Source organism: Puniceispirillum sp. (SeqCode) (assembly GCF_965657105.1).
Classification (GTDB): domain Bacteria; phylum Pseudomonadota; class Alphaproteobacteria; order Puniceispirillales; family Puniceispirillaceae; genus Puniceispirillum.
This window is the reverse complement of sequence record NZ_CBFHNB010000016.1, coordinates 1-17,330: the sequence shown is the minus strand read 5'-3', so window position 1 is coordinate 17,330 and position 17,330 is coordinate 1. Positions and strand designations below refer to the sequence as shown.

The window sequence follows — 17,330 nt, the reverse complement described above, 5'->3', positions numbered from 1 at the left end:
CCGGCTTACATATTCGGATAATTAGGTCCGCCGCCACCTTCTGGCGTTACCCAGACAATATTTTGTGATGGATCTTTAATATCACATGTTTTGCAATGAACACAATTTTGCGCGTTAATCTGTAAATGCGGATCATCACCGTTATCGCCTTGAACGATCTCATAGACCCCTGCCGGACAATAGCGCTGTTCGGGCGCATCATATAGGGCAAGGTTGTGTGTGATCGGGATCGAGGCATCCTTTAGCGTCAGATGAGCAGGCTGGTTTTCTTCGTGATTTGTACCTGACAGAAAGACTGATGAATTACGGTCAAAGCTGACTATTCCATCGGGTTTTGGATATTCTATCTTGGGCGCGTCTGCCGCCTTGCGAAGTTGTGTATGATCGGCATGATGCCGTAAGGTCCATGGTGCTTTGCCGAATAGCACATAGGTATCAAGGGCGGCATGGGCCAGCCCAAGCCATAGGCCTTTGGCAAAGCCAGGGCGGATATTGCGGACTTTATAAAGTTCTTTCCATAGCCATGATGCGGCCAGCTTGTCGGCATAGCTGGCGGGTTCATGCCCCGCATCGAAATTGTCGAGCGCTTCGAAGATAGCTTCGGCGGCGACCATGCCAGACTTCATCGCGGTGTGTGTGCCCTTGATTTTGGGGACGTTCAGAAAGCCAGCTGTGCAACCCACCATGCAACCGCCCGGGAAGGTCAGTTTTGGTATTGACTGAAAACCGCCTTCATTCAGGGCGCGGGCACCATAGGAAACACGTCGGCCGCCTTCGAATACATCGCGCACCGCAGGATGCGTTTTGAAACGCTGAAATTCTTCGAATGGTGACAGGTGCGGGTTCGAATAATCAAGCCCGACAACATAGCCAACAGCAACCTGATTACCATTCAGATGATATAGGAAAGATCCCCCATAGGTGTCGGTGGCAAGCGGCCAGCCAATCGAATGCCAAGCCAGCCCCGGTTTGGCCTTGGCAGGATCAATATCCCATAATTCCTTGATTCCGATCGCATAGGTTTGTGGGTCTTTACCTTCACGCAGGTCAAATGTTTCAAACAGGTTTTTGGTCAGATGGCCGCGGCAGCCTTCGGCAAAAATAGTCTGTTTGCCGATAAGCTCCATTCCGCGCATGTAATTGTCTGTCGGTTCGCCATCTTTGCCAATGCCCATATCGCCGGTCGCAACACCGCGCACCGCGCCATTCGCGTCATATAGAATTTCGGCGGCTGGAAACCCCGGATAGATTTCAACACCAAGCGCTTCGGCCTGTTCGCCAAGCCAGCGACAGAAATTGCCTAGCGAGATGATATAATTACCATGGTTGTTCATGCTGGGTGGGGTCGGCATGCGGATGGATTTGGTTTCGGTCAGGAACATGAATCTATCTGATGTGACCGGCGTATCAAGCGGCGCATTTTTGTCTTTCCAATCAGGAATCAATTCATTCAACGCGCGTGGTTCTAGCACCGCGCCGGACAGGATATGCGCCCCCACTTCACTGCCCTTTTCGATCAGACATACCTCAAGGTCGCGTCCAGCGTCATTGGCAAGCTGTTTGAGGCGAATTGCCGCTGATAGGCCAGAGGGGCCACCCCCAACAATAACAACGTCAAATTCCATAGTTTCGCGTTCCATAGTCCCATACCCTTTCATCAGCACGCCTAGCCGACGGCACATTATTTGGTTGGTTTAATACCTATCCTGATCGATTCCGAACAGTATTATTATTAACCATCCTTAGATATATAAGCTATCCTTACATATATTAGTCATCCTTAAGGGCAAAACCAATATGAAGTCAAAATCAACATTGCATATATAGCCTATAATTACGTTCGGTGCCTTAAAACTCTATTTGGGGAAACCCTAATTGAGGATGCCCGCATCAGAAAAACCCCGCATCAGAAACCCCCGTCGCGCGTGCCAACTAGCAGATTGTTAACTGGCAGATTGCTAACTGGCGAAACAAGTGCGAAAATGATAATGATCAGTTTATAGTGTCCGAAACAAGCGCTATTCGGTCAATATTCGGCCAAAATGCGACCATTCAATGTGCATAGGTCATTCGTGATGGTTATTTGTGAGGGACTTTGTGGGAGACTTTTGATGTCGGATCAGCCGGCGACAATTCAACAGCTTATCACCCAGCTTGCATGGCAGGTCGAAATGGGCGTTGATGAGGCGTTTCTGGGCGCAGAAGCGCTTGCCATGCCAAAGGTCAAGCTGGATAAATATCTGCCATCGTCAGGTGCGGCGACACCGGTAGAAGTGGCGGCATCGGCAGCCATTGCCACAATTTCAGATGTCAGCACACCCCCTTCGGCTAGCGTTATGTCGGCACCCAAAACCGCCACGCTTAGCGGCACCATGTCACCACCGATGGCATCGCCGGATGCGCCCGATCTGGCGGCAATTGGGTCATTGGCCGAACTGAAAGCGGGCTTGCTGGCCTTTGAAGGATGCGCGCTCAAACATACTGCTAGTAATCTGGTCTTTGCGGATGGCAATCCGGGGGCACGGCTGATGATTATTGGCGAAGCACCTGGGCGCGATGAGGATATGGTCGGCTTGCCTTTTGTCGGCGTGTCAGGTCAGCTACTTGATAAGATGCTGGCTTCGATCGGTCTTGACCGGTCGCATGTCTATATCGCCAATCTGCTACCGTGGCGCCCTCCAGGCAACCGGACACCCACTGCGGAAGAAACTGCGATGATGTTGCCATGGTTACGGCGGCATGTGCAGCTTGCCAACCCTGATTATGTTCTGATTCTGGGTGGATCAGCGGCCAAAGCCGTGCTTGATACCAAGGACGGCATTCTGAAATTACGTGGCCGTTGGCAGGATGTCGATTTTGGTGACACGATCATGCGGCCCACATTGGCCAGTCTGCATCCGGCCTATTTGCTGCGATCACCAGCGCAAAAGCGGCTTTCATTTGCCGATATACTGGCAGTCAATTCCCGATTATCATCTTCATCATTATCCCCATCTCCTAGCGATTAACAGGTAACTGATTTCATGAACGCCTTTTTCAAAACCCGCATTCTGTGTCACTTAACGAGCCTGAACCGCACCTGCCTGTATCATGTCAGCCGCCGCCTTATTCTTTTTGTGGCTTTGACTGTTATGGGAAGCCAAAGCGTGACGGCGACACAATTGCCAACACCGCTATCAGATTTTGATGTGGCGCTTTATGAACGGCTGTTTTCATTACAGCAGGCAGGCAAGATGAAGCAGGCAACACGCGAAATGGGGCGGCTTCGCGACCCGATATTGATGGGGCATCTGTTATCGCAACGCTATCTGCATCCGACAGCGTGGCGATCAACCTATAGCGAGCTGGCAAGCTGGCTTCGGCAATATAATGACCATCCTGATGCCAGCCGGATTTACTGGCTAGCCAAACGCCGTAAGGGCAAGTCGCAAAAGGCACCAAACGAACCCAAATCAGGCTATCTGAATGGCTATGGTCAGGCTGGAAGCTATGGCTATCGTCCGATGATTCCGATGACCACCACGGCGCGGGCGTCAATTTCGACAACGCGTAATATTGCGCGCAAAGTGCGCCGATCAATCCGTAGTGGCTGGCCTACAGGCGCGGTCAATATCCTCAATAGCAAGGCCAATAAACGCTATCTGACGAAACAGGAAGAAGCCCAGCTTCGCGGTGAAGTGGCGCATGCCTATTTTATTTTTGGCTATGATGACAAAGCCATTCGGCAAGCCCGCTATGCGATTGGCGTTGGCCGCGAAAGCGCGACTATGGCCTATTGGGCGGCTGGTCTGGCGTCATGGCGAAGCGGTCATTATGATGATGCCGGTTTGTTTTTCCGTGCCCTTGCCGGGTTTGAAAAGGTCTCACCCGGGCTTCGTAGCAGTGCCGCATTCTGGGCACATCGGGTGGATATGCGGCAGGGACGATTCCAGAATGCGACGCAATATTTGGAAATTGCCGCCCGCGAACTGGATAGTTTCTATGGTGTGATTGCCCGCATGGCGTTGGGCCAAAGCATGGATATTTCCTTTGATCTGCCGCCGGAACATCCCGCGTTCATGCCATGGCTGACAAGCCAAAAAGGCGGCCAGCGGGTGCTGGCATTGCTGCAAGTCGGACGGCCACATGATGCGGCGCGAGAATTGCGCTATTTATGGATGGATATGCCCGATCAGTTCAAGCCAAGCGTGATGCGCTTTGCCGCTTTGCATAATATGCCCGGCCTGTCTTTCCGTGTTGGTGAAATTATCCGCAAGAATGGGGGCAAAAGCTGGTATGGGGCACTGTATCCGCATCCAGAATTTGCCGATATCGACTTTACCGTCGATGAAGCGCTGGTCTGGGCGGTGTCGCGGCAGGAATCAGGCTTTAACCCGCGTGCCAAAAGCAGTGCCAAGGCATCGGGTCTGATGCAGCTCATGCCCCGCACGGCGGCGTTCATTGCGCGTGATCGCGGCTATCGTGACCGCAAACGCAGTGAGCTTTTATTGCCAGAAGTCAATCTGGCGCTGGGGCAGAAATATATCCGGCATCTGCTGGATGAACGGATTATCGATAATTCGCTCGTGCGTTTGCTGGCGGCCTATAATGGCGGGCCAGGCAATCTGAATAAATGGCTTCGAGACGTCGATCATCAGGATGATATTTTTCTATTAGTTGAATCGATGCCGGCGCGTGAAACCCGCTATTATGTGAAAAATGTGGTGTCTAATCTGGCGATCTATCGGGCCCGCTTTGGCGAGGATGCACCCGAATTATTGTCGCTGGCTGTCGGTGATAAGGGCACCTATGTTCCCTTTGCCAAAACCGTGCAGGTGGCCGAATGATTATAATTGGTAATGATATCGTTTGCTTATGGGACGCACGACCGGATATGAGGAAAAGATATGACCGGAGATAATAAGCGTATCGATGATACGGTGCCGTTTGTGGCGGTCAATATCGCGATTCTGACAGTTTCGGACTCGCGGAGTCTTGCCAATGATAAATCGGGTGATTTGCTGGCCGCTCGCGTGCAAGGCGATGGTCATCATCTGGCGGATCGCGCCCTTGTGACCGATGATTTTGCGGCGATTACCAGCCAGCTGACACAATGGATTGCGGCACCAGATATTGATGTGGTGATTTCAACAGGCGGTACAGGCCTGACCGGACGCGATGGCACACCAGAAGCGTTTCGCGCGGTCTTTGACAAGGAAATCGAAGGCTTTGGCGAGATTTTCCGGTTGGTCTCTTTTGACAAGATTGGCACATCGACGATTCAATCACGCGCGGTTGGCGGCGTGGCTAAAGGCACATATCTGTTTGCCTTGCCGGGATCATCATCAGCTTGCCGCGATGGCTGGGACGAGATTTTACGCTATCAGCTCGATATCAGGCATAAGCCATGCAATTTTGTCGAGATCATGCCGCGTTTGTGTGAGGCGGTCGATCAAAGGCGGGCCTAATGCCGCCCCGTTCAGCAAGTCCCCGTTCAGCAAGCCCCCGTTTGGCACGTTCACGCCCAGATTTGTCGCGTGAAACCGATTGTCAGGGGCTGGTGATCGGCATTGATGAGGCGGGGCGAGGCCCGTGGGCAGGTCCGGTGACGGTGGCGGCGGTCTGGCTTGATCCAGCGAGCTATGGGGATATACCTGCCGAACTGGATGATTCCAAAAAGCTCAAACCGGCCATGCGCACGGCACTTTATAAAGCGCTGACCATGAATACACATATATATAGCGTTATATCGGTACCGCCTGCGGCGATCGATGCCGGAAATATTCTTCAGGTCACATTACAAGCGATGCATGATTGTGCAGAGGATGTGGCACGCCAGCTTGCCCAAGCAGGGCATAGATCACCCGTTCATATGCTGGTTGATGGGTCAATCATGCCGCCAATACCCACAGCATCAGCCAGCGGTAGCGTGATAACAGGCGAAGCGGTGATCGGCGGCGACGGGCTTTCATTATCGATTGCCGCGGCATCGATTATCGCCAAACATACGCGCGATGGCATCATGACCGCACTTGATGCCGCCTATCCGGGCTATGGCTGGGCGACAAATATGGGCTATGGCACAAAGACGCATCAAGCCGGACTAGCCAGGCTGGGGGTAACACCAGAGCACCGGAAAAGCTATAAACCGGTCAAACGCATTCTGGATGGGCAGGCCGACTGAAAGCTTTGGCTTTGACGCCGTTTCAGGCAGATATAGACCCGACACAGCCGCCCATTTTCGCTAAAACAGCATTGTGAGCTGTTTTCAATTGCGCGCGCACCACTAGATACAAGGTCTGTGCGCAGATAAGCCACAATATATAGTTATGACTTTAAGAAACTTTCTTAAGCTGTTGACTTATATTGATTCTGTGATTCTTTTAGACAGTGAAAGCCGCCTAAATGGCGCGGAAAATGCAGTTGAATCGTAATGTGGTCACGGTTTTGGCCAGTAGTTAGTTAGTTAGTTAGTTAGTGGTTGGTTAGCAAAGGACGGTCAGAGTGGATAAGAATATCGTACTTCAGGGTGATTGTGTTGAGACGCTTAAAACCCTTGCCAAAAAGTCGGTTGATCTGGTGTTTGCCGACCCACCTTATAATTTGCAACTTTCGGAGTTGCTGGTTCGTCCTGATCAATCCTCGGTGGTTTCTGTAGATGATTCATGGGATCAGTTCGATTCCTTTGCCGCCTATGATGAATTTACGCTGGCATGGATGCGTGAAGTGCGCCGTGTGCTAAAGCCGAATGGCGCGATCTGGGTTATCGGAAGCTATCACAATATTTTCCGCGTCGGTAAGATTATGCAGGATCTTGGTTTCTGGGTACTTAATGATGTGATCTGGCGGAAAACCAACCCGATGCCAAATTTTCGTGGTCGTCGCTTCACCAATGCACATGAAACGATGATCTGGGCCGCAAAATCGCCAAAAGCAAAACATACGTTTAATTACGAAGCCATGAAAGCACTGAATGATGATGTGCAGATGCGGTCTGACTGGGAATTGCCGCTATGTACAGGGCATGAGCGTCTGAAAGAAAACGGGAAACGCGCCCATCCGACACAAAAGCCTGAATCGCTTCTGGCACGGGTTATTCTTGCGTCGAGCAAACGTGATGACGTGATTCTTGATCCGTTCTTTGGCACCGGCACCACCGGTGCTGTGGCGCGCCGTCTGAACCGAAATTTCATTGGTATTGAACAGAATCCAGATTATGTCAAATTGGCGCGCGACCGGATCGATAAAGTCACGCCAATTGCCTCGCCTGACCTGTTGGCCAGCGAGCAAAAGCGGGCTTTGCCAAAGATACCTTTTGGCACATTGATCGAGCGCGGCATTTTGCAACCTGGGGATCGTCTGTTTGATGCAAAGAAGCGCTTTTCTGCACAGGTGCGTGCTGATGGATCGCTGGTGACTGATAGCAAGGAAAGCGGTTCAATTCATTCGCTTGGTGCGCAATTACAATCACTGCCCTCATGTAATGGCTGGATTTTCTGGCATGTCGAGCGTGACGGAAAAGCGGTATTAATCGACCGCTTCCGCGAAGATATTCGTGCGTCAAATCAAAATGAAAGCGCAAAAGCATCAAATTAGATAGACGGCTTTAGGCTATATATCTGATAAGGATAGCATGGCTGATGGGCATGCGATGACTGGTAAAGATAGCGCTAGAATTCGTAATTTTGTAGCGCGGCGACAGGACAAGAGAGCTTTTCGCGGGCTTTCAGACCGGTAAGTTCAATCAGGCACACAGCGCCAGTCACAGTACCGCCAGCCATGCTGACCAGATTTGATGCCGCCAATAGGGTGCCGCCAGTGGCGAGCAGATCATCACATAGAACAATATTTTTGCCAGCGATGTTGCGATCATGCTGAAGTGCCAATGTGGCATTATCATATTCAAGCGCATAGGTGCTTTGATATAGCGCCCCGGGCAATTTACCAGCCTTGCGGATCATCACGACACCGCAATCAAGCTGGATGGCAATCGGTACTGAAAACAGAAATCCGCGCGCATCAATGCCAGCGATAAGATCAGGTTTCATCGGCGCAGCAAGATCGCATAAGGCGGTGGTTGCCTGTTTTAGAATGTGGGGGTCTTCAAGCGCCGGACTTATATCATAAAAGGTGATATCCGCTTTCGGGAAGCCCGGCGTCTTGGCAATATAGGGATCAAGATTAAGCATCAGCCTGATTTTTATGTTTCTGTTCAAGGCGGCGGCGATGCAAAACTGGCTCGGTATAGCCGGAAGGCTGTTCACGACCCTGAAATACCAGATCACAAGCGGCTTTGAAAGCGATCGAATTGTCAAAATTGCCAGCCATTGGCGTATAGGCCGGATCGCCTGCATTTTGTTGATCAACGATAGCGGCCATTTCCTGCATCACCTCCATCACCAGCGCTTCGTCACAGATGCCGTGATGCAACCAGTTGCTCATATGCTGGGATGAAATGCGCAAAGTCGCGCGGTCTTCCATCAAACCGACATCGTGAATATCAGGCACTTTTGAACAGCCAACGCCCTGATCGATCCAGCGGACAACATAGCCAAGAATGCCCTGGGCGTTATTGCGCAATTCCTGACGAATATCATCAGCTGACCAGTTTGGTCTGGTGCTGATCGGGATCGACAGAATATCGGCGCGGCTGGCGGGTTCGCGTGTTGCCAGTTTGACTTGCTGTTCGGCGACATTGACCTGATGATAATGTAGCGCATGTAAGGTCGCGGCGGTTGGTGATGGCACCCATGCACAATTTGCCCCCGCCATAGGATGACCAATTTTCTGTTCCATCATGGCCGCCATCATATCGGGCATTGCCCACATGCCCTTGCCAATTTGGCCACGTCCGCCTAAACCGCAAGCAAGGCCGATATCAACATTCCAATTTTCATATGCGGCGATCCATGGGGCCGCTTTCATATCGCTTTTGCGAATCATCGGACCGGCATTCATCGAGGTGTGAATCTCGTCACCGGTGCGATCAAGGAAACCGGTATTGATAAAGACAACCCGGTTTTTTGCGGCATTGATGCAGGCTTTGAGATTAACCGTCGTGCGGCGCTCTTCATCCATGATGCCCATTTTGATGGTAAAGGCCGGAAGCCCAAGCACCGATTCAACCGCGGCAAAAATATCATTGGCAAAGGCCACTTCTTCGGGGCCGTGCATTTTCGGTTTAACGATATATACCGAACCAGCAACCGAATTGCGGCGAGCTTGCAGATCCGACATGGCGGCAGCCACGGTGATAAAGGCATCCATGATGCCTTCGGGGATTTCACTGCCATCAGACAGCATGATCGCCGGATTGGTCATCAGATGGCCAACATTACGCACCAGCATCAATGCCCGTCCCCGCAAGCTGGCCGTGTCACCCGTTGCGGTGACATAGCTGATGTCGCTATTCAGCTGGCGGATAATGGTTTTGCCGCCTTTTTCAAAAGTATCTTCAAGAGTGCCATTCATCAGGCCGTACCAGTTGCTATAGGCAACGACTTTGTCTTCGGCATCGACAGCGGCGATGGAATCTTCGCAATCCATGATTGTTGACAAGGCTGATTCGCCGCGCACATCATCGATGGATGCCGGATCATTCTTGCCAATGACGCCGTCAGCGTTAAGCATGATCTGGAAATGCAGACCGTTATTGCACAGAATGATAGATGTAGGCGTTGCGGGTGCACCTGTATAGCCAGCAAAGTGCGATGATGTGGCAAGCTGGGTTGATGCGCCCCCCGATGCGCCAGATGCCAGCGTCACGTCAAGCGCGCCATTGGCGACCACCAGACGTGTGACATCAGACCATGAACCATCCGCCAAAGGCACCGCATCATCAAGCACCTTGCGCACATAGGCAATGACCTTTGCCCCGCGCAGAGGGTTGTAGGCTTTGGTCATGCCATCTTTGTCATCATGCGGAATCACGTCAGTGCCATATAGCGCATCATAAAGGCTGCCCCAGCGGGCATTCGCCGCGTTCAACGCATAGCGGGCATTGGTGATCGGCACCACCAGCTGTGGTCCGGCGATAGTTGCGATTTCGGCATCAACATTGGTGGTTTCCACCTGAAAATCGGCGACCTCTGGCACAAGATAGCCAATATCGCGTAGAAAGGCCTCATAGCTAGTGGCATCAATGGCACTGCCAGCATGGGCATCATGCCAGGCATCAATCTGGGTTTGAATCGCATCACGCTTGGCTAGCAATGCCTTGTTACGCGGTGCCAATTCATGCACCGCCTTGTCAAAGCCAGACCAGAAGGCATCAGGCGTTATCAGCCCCTGCTCGGTCAGCATGGCGTTCACAAATTGGTAAAGAGGGCTGGCAATCGAAAGATGTCCATGCGTATCAAAGGCGATCATCAATATCTCCACATAGAAAGGACAGGTAAAATCAAATGTGCGGTTGCGACCAAAGCGGCGCATCACAGTGTATCCTGTATTCCCACCTGATAGGATAGATTGAGGAAAATATCAATGCCTGCTTGTCTGTTTGCGGATAATTGGCATTAGGCCGGTTTTAGCCATCGGCCATGAAAGACGCCCAAACAGATAGCCAGACAGATAGACATTCTAGGGTTAAATTTTGACCGTCAGATCGGCATGATCCAGTGTTTCACGTAGATCGCCAATCAAGCTATCAAGTGCAGTCTGGCTTGACCCTTCGGCGCGGGCAACAAGCGCCGCTTCGGTGTTAGAAGCGCGCACCAGCCACCAGCCCGACGCGCTGCGTACACGCACACCATCGACAAGCGAGATGTTCGACATATCATCGTTGCCAAAACGGGTGCGGGCAAAGCTGGCCAGCGCATCCATCGCGGCGAATTTTTTCGAATCATCACATTCAATACGCAATTCGGGGGTCGCAAATTGCGGCGGCAAGCTATCCATAAAGGCAGTAATAGACTGGCCTGTGCGGTGCATCTGGCTGAGCACGCGCAAGGCGACATAGATGGCATCATCAAAGCCGAAATAATCATCCTTGATAAAGATATGGCCAGACATTTCACCTGCCAGCGGCACATTAAGTTCGGCCATCCGCTTTTTCATATGGCTATGACCGGTTTTCCAGATTTGCGCATCTGCGCCGGTGGCGGCGATCAGCGACATGGCCATATCGGATGATTTAACATCAAGCAGCATCGGCTGGCTTTGATGCCTAGGCGCAATATCCAAGGCCAGATAGGCGGTCAGAAGATCACCTGGCACCTGTCTGCCTTTGGCATCAATAAGGCCAATTCGGTCGCCATCACCATCAAAGCCAATGCCCAGATCGGCATCATGTTCCGCCACCGCATCGCGAAGCATATCCAAGGTTTCTGGATCAACCGGATTTGGGTGATGGTTCGGGAAGGTGCCATCAATCTCGGCAAACAATACATGATGGGTACCGCTAAGCTGGCGGGTAAGCGCCTCGGTCACTTCGCCGCTGGCGCCATTGCCACAATCCCAGACCGCTGTTACCGCGCCGACATCAGCGCCTTGCAAAATACGCGCGACATAATCATCAAAGATGGATGTTTCGGTGCAACGTTCACCCGCATGATGGCCACCTGCATGATTGGCAGGCCCTTTCGCGCTGACAGCACCTAGATGAGTGATATCTTCGCCAAAGAAGACCGCCCCGCCCATAATCATTTTGAAGCCGTTATGCGTTGGAGGATTATGACTGCCAGTGACCTGAATCGCAGCGTTGGTGGCTAGTGCCTCATTGGCATAATACAGCATCGGCGTGGGTCCGCAGCCAATATCAAAAACCGTCGCCCCGCCAGCAACAAGCCCATCGATCAGATGGCTGGCCAGCGCTGGTGACGAAAGCCGTCCATCACGCCCAACGGCAATGCGCTTGTCCAGACCGCGCATATCCATGCAGGCGGTAAAGGCCAGACCGATGGCAAAGGCATCGGCATCTGTAAGCGTATGTTCATAAATGCCGCGAATATCATAGGCGCGCAGAATTGATGGATCAAAATGATGTGAAGACATTTAAAGACTTTCTTTTACCCACTTAAATATTTTCTTTTGCCCAATGGCGTAAATCATCGGCCATATCAGGCCGTTCAAGCGCAAAGGCGATATTGGCCTGCAAAAATCCCAGCTTTGATCCACAATCAAAACGCTGACCCGAAAAGCGCAAACCGGTGAAAGGGGCTTTACCAATCTGTTTTGCCAGCGCGTCGGTGAGCTGGATTTCATTACCCGTCCCACGTTCCTGGGTGGCTAATGTGGCAAACACCTCGGGCTGGATGATATAGCGTCCAACCACAGCTAGCGTCGATGGTGCCAGATCGGGGGCTGGCTTTTCGACAAGACCGTGCACTTCGATAGAGGTGCCGTTGATCTGGCCTGGCGTTACAATACCATATGATCCGGTTTGGGACGGTGCCACGTCCATGACCGCAACCATATTGCCGCCGCCAGCACTATCATAAGCGTCAACCATTTCGGCAAGGCAGCTTTTACCCAGAATAAGATCGTCAGCAAGGATGATCGCCACCGGCTCGTCCTGAATGATATGGCGTGCGCACCAGACAGCGTGACCTAGTCCGGCTGGTTCCTGTTGCCGGACATAGATGACTGATCCCGGATCGCGCATCATATTATGCACGGTGGCCAAGGCCTGATCCTTGCCGCGGGCTTTCAATGTCGTTTCGAGTTCGACACTATGATCAAAATGATCTTCGATGGCGGTTTTATTACGACCTGTCACGAAGATAAATTCTTCGATGCCGGCCTCGATAGCCTCTTCAACAGCATATTGAATGAGTGGCTTGTCAACGATTGGCAACATTTCTTTGGGAAGCGCTTTGGTTGCTGGCAGAAACCGTGTGCCAAGTCCGCCGACAGGAAAAATGGCTTTTCTAACCATGTGCTGTCCTTTTTGCCTATTCATAATTGATCAATATCAAGTATAGGTTCATAACTGAATTAGCAAGCAACAGATTGAGAAATTGCCTATGGCCTATCCAACGGGATCAGATATAAAAGTCGTGCTTCTTGAATCAGCGGCGGTGAAAACAGCAACGGCTGATATGTATGCGGATGCGGTTATTGATGCCGCACAGATGATCGCTGATGCCTTGACGCAAGGTGGTAAGCTGATGTTGTGCGGGAATGGTGGCTCGGCTGGCGATGCCCAGCATATTGCCGCTGAATTTGTGGCAACGCTGGATCATAGACGCCCGCGTGGCGGGTTGGCGGCGTTGGCATTGACCACCGACACGTCTTTTATTACTGCCTATGCGAATGATTTCGGTTTTGAAGGTATTTTTCAACGGCAGGTCGAAGCGCTGGGGCGTGAAGGCGATGTGTTGCTTGGCATTTCAACCAGTGGCAATTCGGCGAATGTCGCGGCGGCTATGGACAGCGCTCGCGGATCAGGTATCAAAACCATCGGTTTTACCGGCGAAGGTGGCGGCAAGCTGGCCCCGCTTAGCGATATGCTGTTTGCCGTGCCAAGTGGAAAAACTATGCATATCCAAGAAGCGCATATTGCGCTGGGGCATGTGCTGACGATGGCGGTAGAGCAGATTCTGGGCTATTAACAAAACCATAATATTACTATGCTAGCTCATTCGGGTATGGTTTTGGATCCCGGGTGACAGATAATCTGCATACGGAGATAGTATTTTGAAAATTGCGGTTATTGGAACAGGATATGTCGGGCTGGTATCGGGCGCATGTTTTTCCGAATTCGGATTTTCTGTGACATGCGTTGATAACGATCAGACGAAAATCGACCTGATTCAAAATGGCACCATGCCAATCTATGAACCTGGTCTGGAAGACCTTGTGGCGCGTAATGTTGCCGCTAGCCGTTTGCATTTCACCACTGATCTTGGTACTGCCGTTGCCGATGCCGACGCTGTTTTCATCGCCGTGGGCACACCAACTAGGCGCGGCGATGGCCATGCTGATTTGTCCTTTGTCTATGCGGTGGCGCGTGACATTGCCCCGCATCTTGATGGCTATACCGTTGTGGTGACCAAATCGACGGTGCCGGTTGGCACTGGACGCGAGGTTTATGACATTGTGTCACAGACGAATCCGGATGCCGATTTTGATGTGGCATCGAATCCCGAATTTTTGCGTGAAGGCGCAGCGATTAGCGACTTCATGCGGCCAGACCGCGTTGTTGTTGGCACGATGAGCGAACGGGCGCGTACGGTGATTCGGGCGTTGTATCGGCCTTTATATCTGATCGAAACGCCGATTATCTTTACCGAGCTGGAAACATCCGAGTTGATTAAATATGCCAGTAATGCCTTTCTGGCAGTGAAAATTTCCTATATCAACCAGATGGCCGATCTGTGCGAAGCGGTGGGTGCGAATGTGCATGATGTCGCCAAGGGTATGGGGCTGGATAAGCGTATTGGTAACAAATTTCTGCATCCAGGCCCTGGCTATGGTGGTTCGTGTTTTCCCAAGGATACGTTGGCATTGGTCAAAACCGCCGAACAGCATAATATCGATATCGGTATTGTCGGGGAAGTCGTGTCCTATAATGACAAGCGCAAAAAATCGATGGCGGGACGGGTGAAAGCCGCGCTGAACGGGGCGGTTGCGGGTAAGGTGATTGCCGTTTTGGGGCTTGCTTTCAAACCCGAAACCGATGATATGCGTGATAGCCCGTCGGTTGATATTATCCGGGAACTTGTGGATGCTGGCGCACAGATCAAGACCTATGACCCGAAAGCGATGGATGAAGCCAAGGATATGCTGCCTGATAGCGTCAGCTATTGTGCAAGTGCCGGTGACTGTATTGATGATGCTGATGCCGTTGTCATTGTTACGGAATGGAATGAATTCAGGGCTTTGACAGCCGCTCAATTTATCGGTGCCATGCGTGGCCATGTGCTGGTTGATCTGCGTAATATCTATGATGGTGAAAAGATGCGTGACGCCGGGCTACGCTATTCATCCATCGGTCGCTAAATATCAAGACATGCGAGGGTTAGCCTTTTTGCTAGCGGCTTTAGGCCTATGTCGTTGTCACAATGGCAATGCCGATCAATATGGCGGCCAAGGATGAACGGGCGATATAGGGAATGGCCGTCATGATTTTCGGATTTGGCGGGGTGCCTTTTTTGGCGCTCATCGCCAGATGAAAATTCAAAAAGGCAATCACCAGTAACAAGATTGTGGCACCCAGTAATTTCAAATGAAACGCCCATCCAAGGTTGAAACTGCCGTATATCTGGGTGGTCAAAATAATACCAGTTACCCATAAGATCACCACGGCGACAAGACCAAGGCGTGCTAGTGTCATCATGGTCTGCTGAACAGGAGGGGCAGGTGGCGTCTGGGTTTTTTGATGCGCCTTGGCCAGCAGCCCATTGGCAACGCCAAGCCCGCCTGCCAGAAACAGTGATAGATAGTGAAAAAACTTCAGCGCGACAATCAATGACATAAACACCCCCAATAATAACTAACAATCACATGCGTGTATTGGTCATGTAAATTGCATCATAATAATTATGAAACTTTACAGGGATGTGGGTTTAGTGCAATGGCTTAAATCGTAACCAGCCCAGAGATTTGCGGCAATCAGCTGTTAAGCTGACGGATAGCGTCCAGAACCGCGTCTGTGACCTGTCTGGTGGTTTTGGTACCGCCGACATCGGGGGTTAATATACCATCGGCACAGACCTGTTCAATGGCGGTGAAAAGGCGGCTTGCTTCATCGGTCAGGCCAAGATGTTCAAGCATCTGAACGCCTGTCCAAAACGTTGCCACCGGATTGGCTATGCCCTTGCCAGTGATGTCAAAGGCAGAACCGTGGATAGGTTCAAACATTGAGGGGAACCGGCCTTCTGGATCAATATTTGCGGTCGGGGCAATGCCGATACTGCCAGCCAGTGCGCCAGCCAGATCAGACAGAATATCGGCATGTAGATTTGTCGCCACGATGGTGTCCAAAGTGTCTGGCTGTAAAGTCATCCGCACGGTCATCGCATCAACCAGCATTTTATCCCATGTCACATCAGGGAATTCGGTAGCGACCTCTGCGGCGATTTCATCCCACATCACCATGCCATGACGCTGGGCATTGGATTTTGTTACCACGGTGAGAAATTTACGCGGGCGTGCCTGAGCCAGACGGAAGGCATAGCGCATGATGCGGGTCACGCCAACACGGGTGAAGATAGCAACCTCGGTGCCGACCTCTTCGGGCATACCACGATGCGCCCGCCCGCCATGACCGGAATATTCGCCTTCGGAATTCTCGCGCACGATGACCCAGTCCAGATCGCCAGGACCAGCGTTGCGCAGAGGCGAGTCTATACCCGCGATGATCTTTGTCGGTCGCACATTGGCATATTGGTCGAAGCCCTGACAAATAGGCAGACGCAAGCCCCATAAGGTGACATGATCAGGCACGTCAGGAGCGCCAACGGCGCCAAAATAGATCGCATCAAAAGCCTTTAACGTATCAAGCCCATCAGCCGGCATCATTTCGCCATGCTGTTTATAATAATCCGAACCCCAGTCAAAATGCGTGAAATTCAGATCGATATCATTATTGCGTGCACATACTGCCTGTACAACCTCAATGCCGACAGCAATGACTTCAGCGCCAATACCATCTGCAGGAATGGAAGCAATATTGATAGATTTCATGATCACACTCTTTTAATGCCGAATAGATTGTGCTCTAGGGTATAGCCGCATCACGCGTTTTTGGCTAGCCATAGATGTTTTGGAGGCGCTGCTGGCAGCGCTACACATGGCGATGTTCATCCATGGGAACAACAGATTACCCCGCATGATATTGAAGCGGATAAAATAGGTCAGTCTGCTTGGGCGGGGCATTGGCCATAGCCCACGCGAACCGTCCGAAATTAGCATAAAGAAATTGGAGCGGGTGAAGGGATTCGAACCCTCGACCCCAACCTTGGCAAGGTTGTGCTCTACCACTGAGCTACACCCGCACGCACCCCTATTTGAATTTGAAGGGGGTGCTATAAGTATTTGTTTTTGTTAACAAAAATTATCTCATGCCTAACCAAAATGGGTTGATTCTGAGGGTATTATTTCCCCAGCGCCCATCAAACTAGGTGGGATAAATATGCATAAAACTAATCACGTTCCAAAACAAACACATATAAATCGCGAACCGCTAGATGGGTGTATAATCCAAGCATCGCCTGCTTGCAAGTGGCAAAATGGGTTATGTGATGAGGTTTTACATCAAAAGCCAAGCCAGAAACTGATAGACGAGCAAGCAAGCAAAGCGCCGGATCCTGTGTTGCCTTTGCCATTCGGAATCTGTGGCCGAAATACAGCGATTCTTTCGGCGGCGCATGAAATCAATCTGTATCATTCACCGTCTCCAATGAATCCTA

The 17,330-nt window shown here is 51.4% G+C and carries 15 protein-coding genes and 1 tRNA gene; 8 read left to right on the top strand and 8 right to left on the bottom strand.

Going from position 1 to position 17,330, the window contains the following annotated elements; genetic code table 11:
* Window positions 1–5: 5 nt before the first annotated feature.
* Entirely contained in the window at window positions 6–1,658 is a 1,653-nt protein-coding gene (locus tag ACTF7Q_RS03790; protein WP_438996520.1) for an electron transfer flavoprotein-ubiquinone oxidoreductase, read from the bottom strand.
* A gap of 453 nt (window positions 1,659–2,111) precedes the next feature.
* Between ACTF7Q_RS03790 and ACTF7Q_RS03785 the strand changes: the two genes are divergently transcribed.
* From ACTF7Q_RS03785 to ACTF7Q_RS03765, 5 genes are all read left to right on the top strand, one after another.
* Entirely contained in the window at window positions 2,112–3,008 is an 897-nt protein-coding gene (locus ACTF7Q_RS03785; protein ID WP_438996519.1) for a uracil-DNA glycosylase, read from the top strand.
* A gap of 15 nt (window positions 3,009–3,023) precedes the next feature.
* The gene (locus tag ACTF7Q_RS03780) at window positions 3,024–4,826 is read left to right on the top strand and encodes a lytic transglycosylase domain-containing protein (RefSeq protein ID WP_438996518.1); all 1,803 of its coding nucleotides are present in this window, start codon (window positions 3,024–3,026) and stop codon (window positions 4,824–4,826) included.
* 60 nt (window positions 4,827–4,886) lie between these two features.
* Window positions 4,887–5,447, top strand: coding sequence for a molybdenum cofactor biosynthesis protein B (gene moaB, locus ACTF7Q_RS03775; RefSeq protein ID WP_438996517.1), 561 nt, complete (start codon window positions 4,887–4,889; stop codon window positions 5,445–5,447).
* Window positions 5,447–6,163 (top strand): ribonuclease HII, encoded by a 717-nt coding sequence (locus ACTF7Q_RS03770; RefSeq protein WP_438996516.1) that lies wholly within the window; start codon window positions 5,447–5,449, stop codon window positions 6,161–6,163. The genes moaB and ACTF7Q_RS03770 overlap by 1 nt, the downstream gene beginning before the upstream one ends.
* Before the next feature lie 320 nt (window positions 6,164–6,483).
* The gene (locus ACTF7Q_RS03765) at window positions 6,484–7,575 is read left to right on the top strand and encodes a site-specific DNA-methyltransferase (RefSeq protein WP_438996515.1); all 1,092 of its coding nucleotides are present in this window, start codon (window positions 6,484–6,486) and stop codon (window positions 7,573–7,575) included.
* Between the two features lie 74 nt (window positions 7,576–7,649).
* On the opposite strand, the gene ACTF7Q_RS03760 is transcribed toward ACTF7Q_RS03765, so the two are convergent.
* The 4 genes from ACTF7Q_RS03760 to galU form a co-directional block, all read right to left on the bottom strand.
* Entirely contained in the window at window positions 7,650–8,168 is a 519-nt protein-coding gene (locus ACTF7Q_RS03760; protein ID WP_438996514.1) for an adenine phosphoribosyltransferase, read from the bottom strand.
* On the bottom strand, window positions 8,161–10,347 hold the full coding sequence (locus ACTF7Q_RS03755; protein WP_438996533.1) for a malate synthase G: 2,187 nt from the start codon (window positions 10,345–10,347) through the stop codon (window positions 8,161–8,163). Before ACTF7Q_RS03755 ends, ACTF7Q_RS03760 begins: the two co-directional genes overlap by 8 nt.
* Window positions 10,348–10,563: 216 nt before the next feature.
* Window positions 10,564–11,970 (bottom strand): phosphomannomutase/phosphoglucomutase, encoded by a 1,407-nt coding sequence (locus tag ACTF7Q_RS03750; RefSeq protein ID WP_438996513.1) that lies wholly within the window; start codon window positions 11,968–11,970, stop codon window positions 10,564–10,566.
* A 22-nt stretch (window positions 11,971–11,992) separates the two neighbouring features.
* Complete coding sequence (gene galU, locus ACTF7Q_RS03745) at window positions 11,993–12,853, bottom strand: UTP--glucose-1-phosphate uridylyltransferase GalU (RefSeq protein ID WP_438996512.1); 861 nt, start codon at window positions 12,851–12,853, stop codon at window positions 11,993–11,995.
* An 88-nt stretch (window positions 12,854–12,941) separates the two neighbouring features.
* Here galU and ACTF7Q_RS03740 point away from each other — a divergent pair, with 88 nt between their 5' ends.
* Window positions 12,942–13,529, top strand: a complete 588-nt coding sequence (locus tag ACTF7Q_RS03740; RefSeq protein WP_438996511.1) for a D-sedoheptulose-7-phosphate isomerase — start codon at window positions 12,942–12,944, stop codon at window positions 13,527–13,529.
* Window positions 13,530–13,614: 85 nt separating this feature from the next.
* Window positions 13,615–14,919, top strand: a complete 1,305-nt coding sequence (locus tag ACTF7Q_RS03735) for a UDP-glucose dehydrogenase family protein (RefSeq protein ID WP_438996510.1) — start codon at window positions 13,615–13,617, stop codon at window positions 14,917–14,919.
* Window positions 14,920–14,965: 46 nt separating this feature from the next.
* Here the strand turns inward: ACTF7Q_RS03735 and ACTF7Q_RS03730 are convergent, their stop codons facing one another.
* The 3 genes from ACTF7Q_RS03730 to ACTF7Q_RS03720 all read right to left on the bottom strand — a co-directional run bounded on the left by ACTF7Q_RS03730 (window position 14,966) and on the right by ACTF7Q_RS03720 (window position 16,916).
* Window positions 14,966–15,394 carry a hypothetical protein gene (locus ACTF7Q_RS03730; RefSeq protein ID WP_438996509.1) on the bottom strand — a complete coding sequence of 143 codons (429 nt, stop codon included), beginning with the start codon at window positions 15,392–15,394 and terminating at the stop codon, window positions 14,966–14,968.
* Window positions 15,395–15,531: 137 nt separating this feature from the next.
* Window positions 15,532–16,605 carry a tartrate dehydrogenase gene (locus ACTF7Q_RS03725; RefSeq protein ID WP_438996508.1) on the bottom strand — a complete coding sequence of 358 codons (1,074 nt, stop codon included), beginning with the start codon at window positions 16,603–16,605 and terminating at the stop codon, window positions 15,532–15,534.
* Window positions 16,606–16,841: 236 nt separating this feature from the next.
* Window positions 16,842–16,916, bottom strand: a tRNA-Gly gene (locus ACTF7Q_RS03720).
* 137 nt (window positions 16,917–17,053) lie between these two features.
* Here ACTF7Q_RS03720 and ACTF7Q_RS03715 point away from each other — a divergent pair.
* A partial coding sequence (locus ACTF7Q_RS03715; protein WP_438996507.1) for a hypothetical protein occupies window positions 17,054–17,330 on the top strand: 277 nt, incomplete at its 3' end.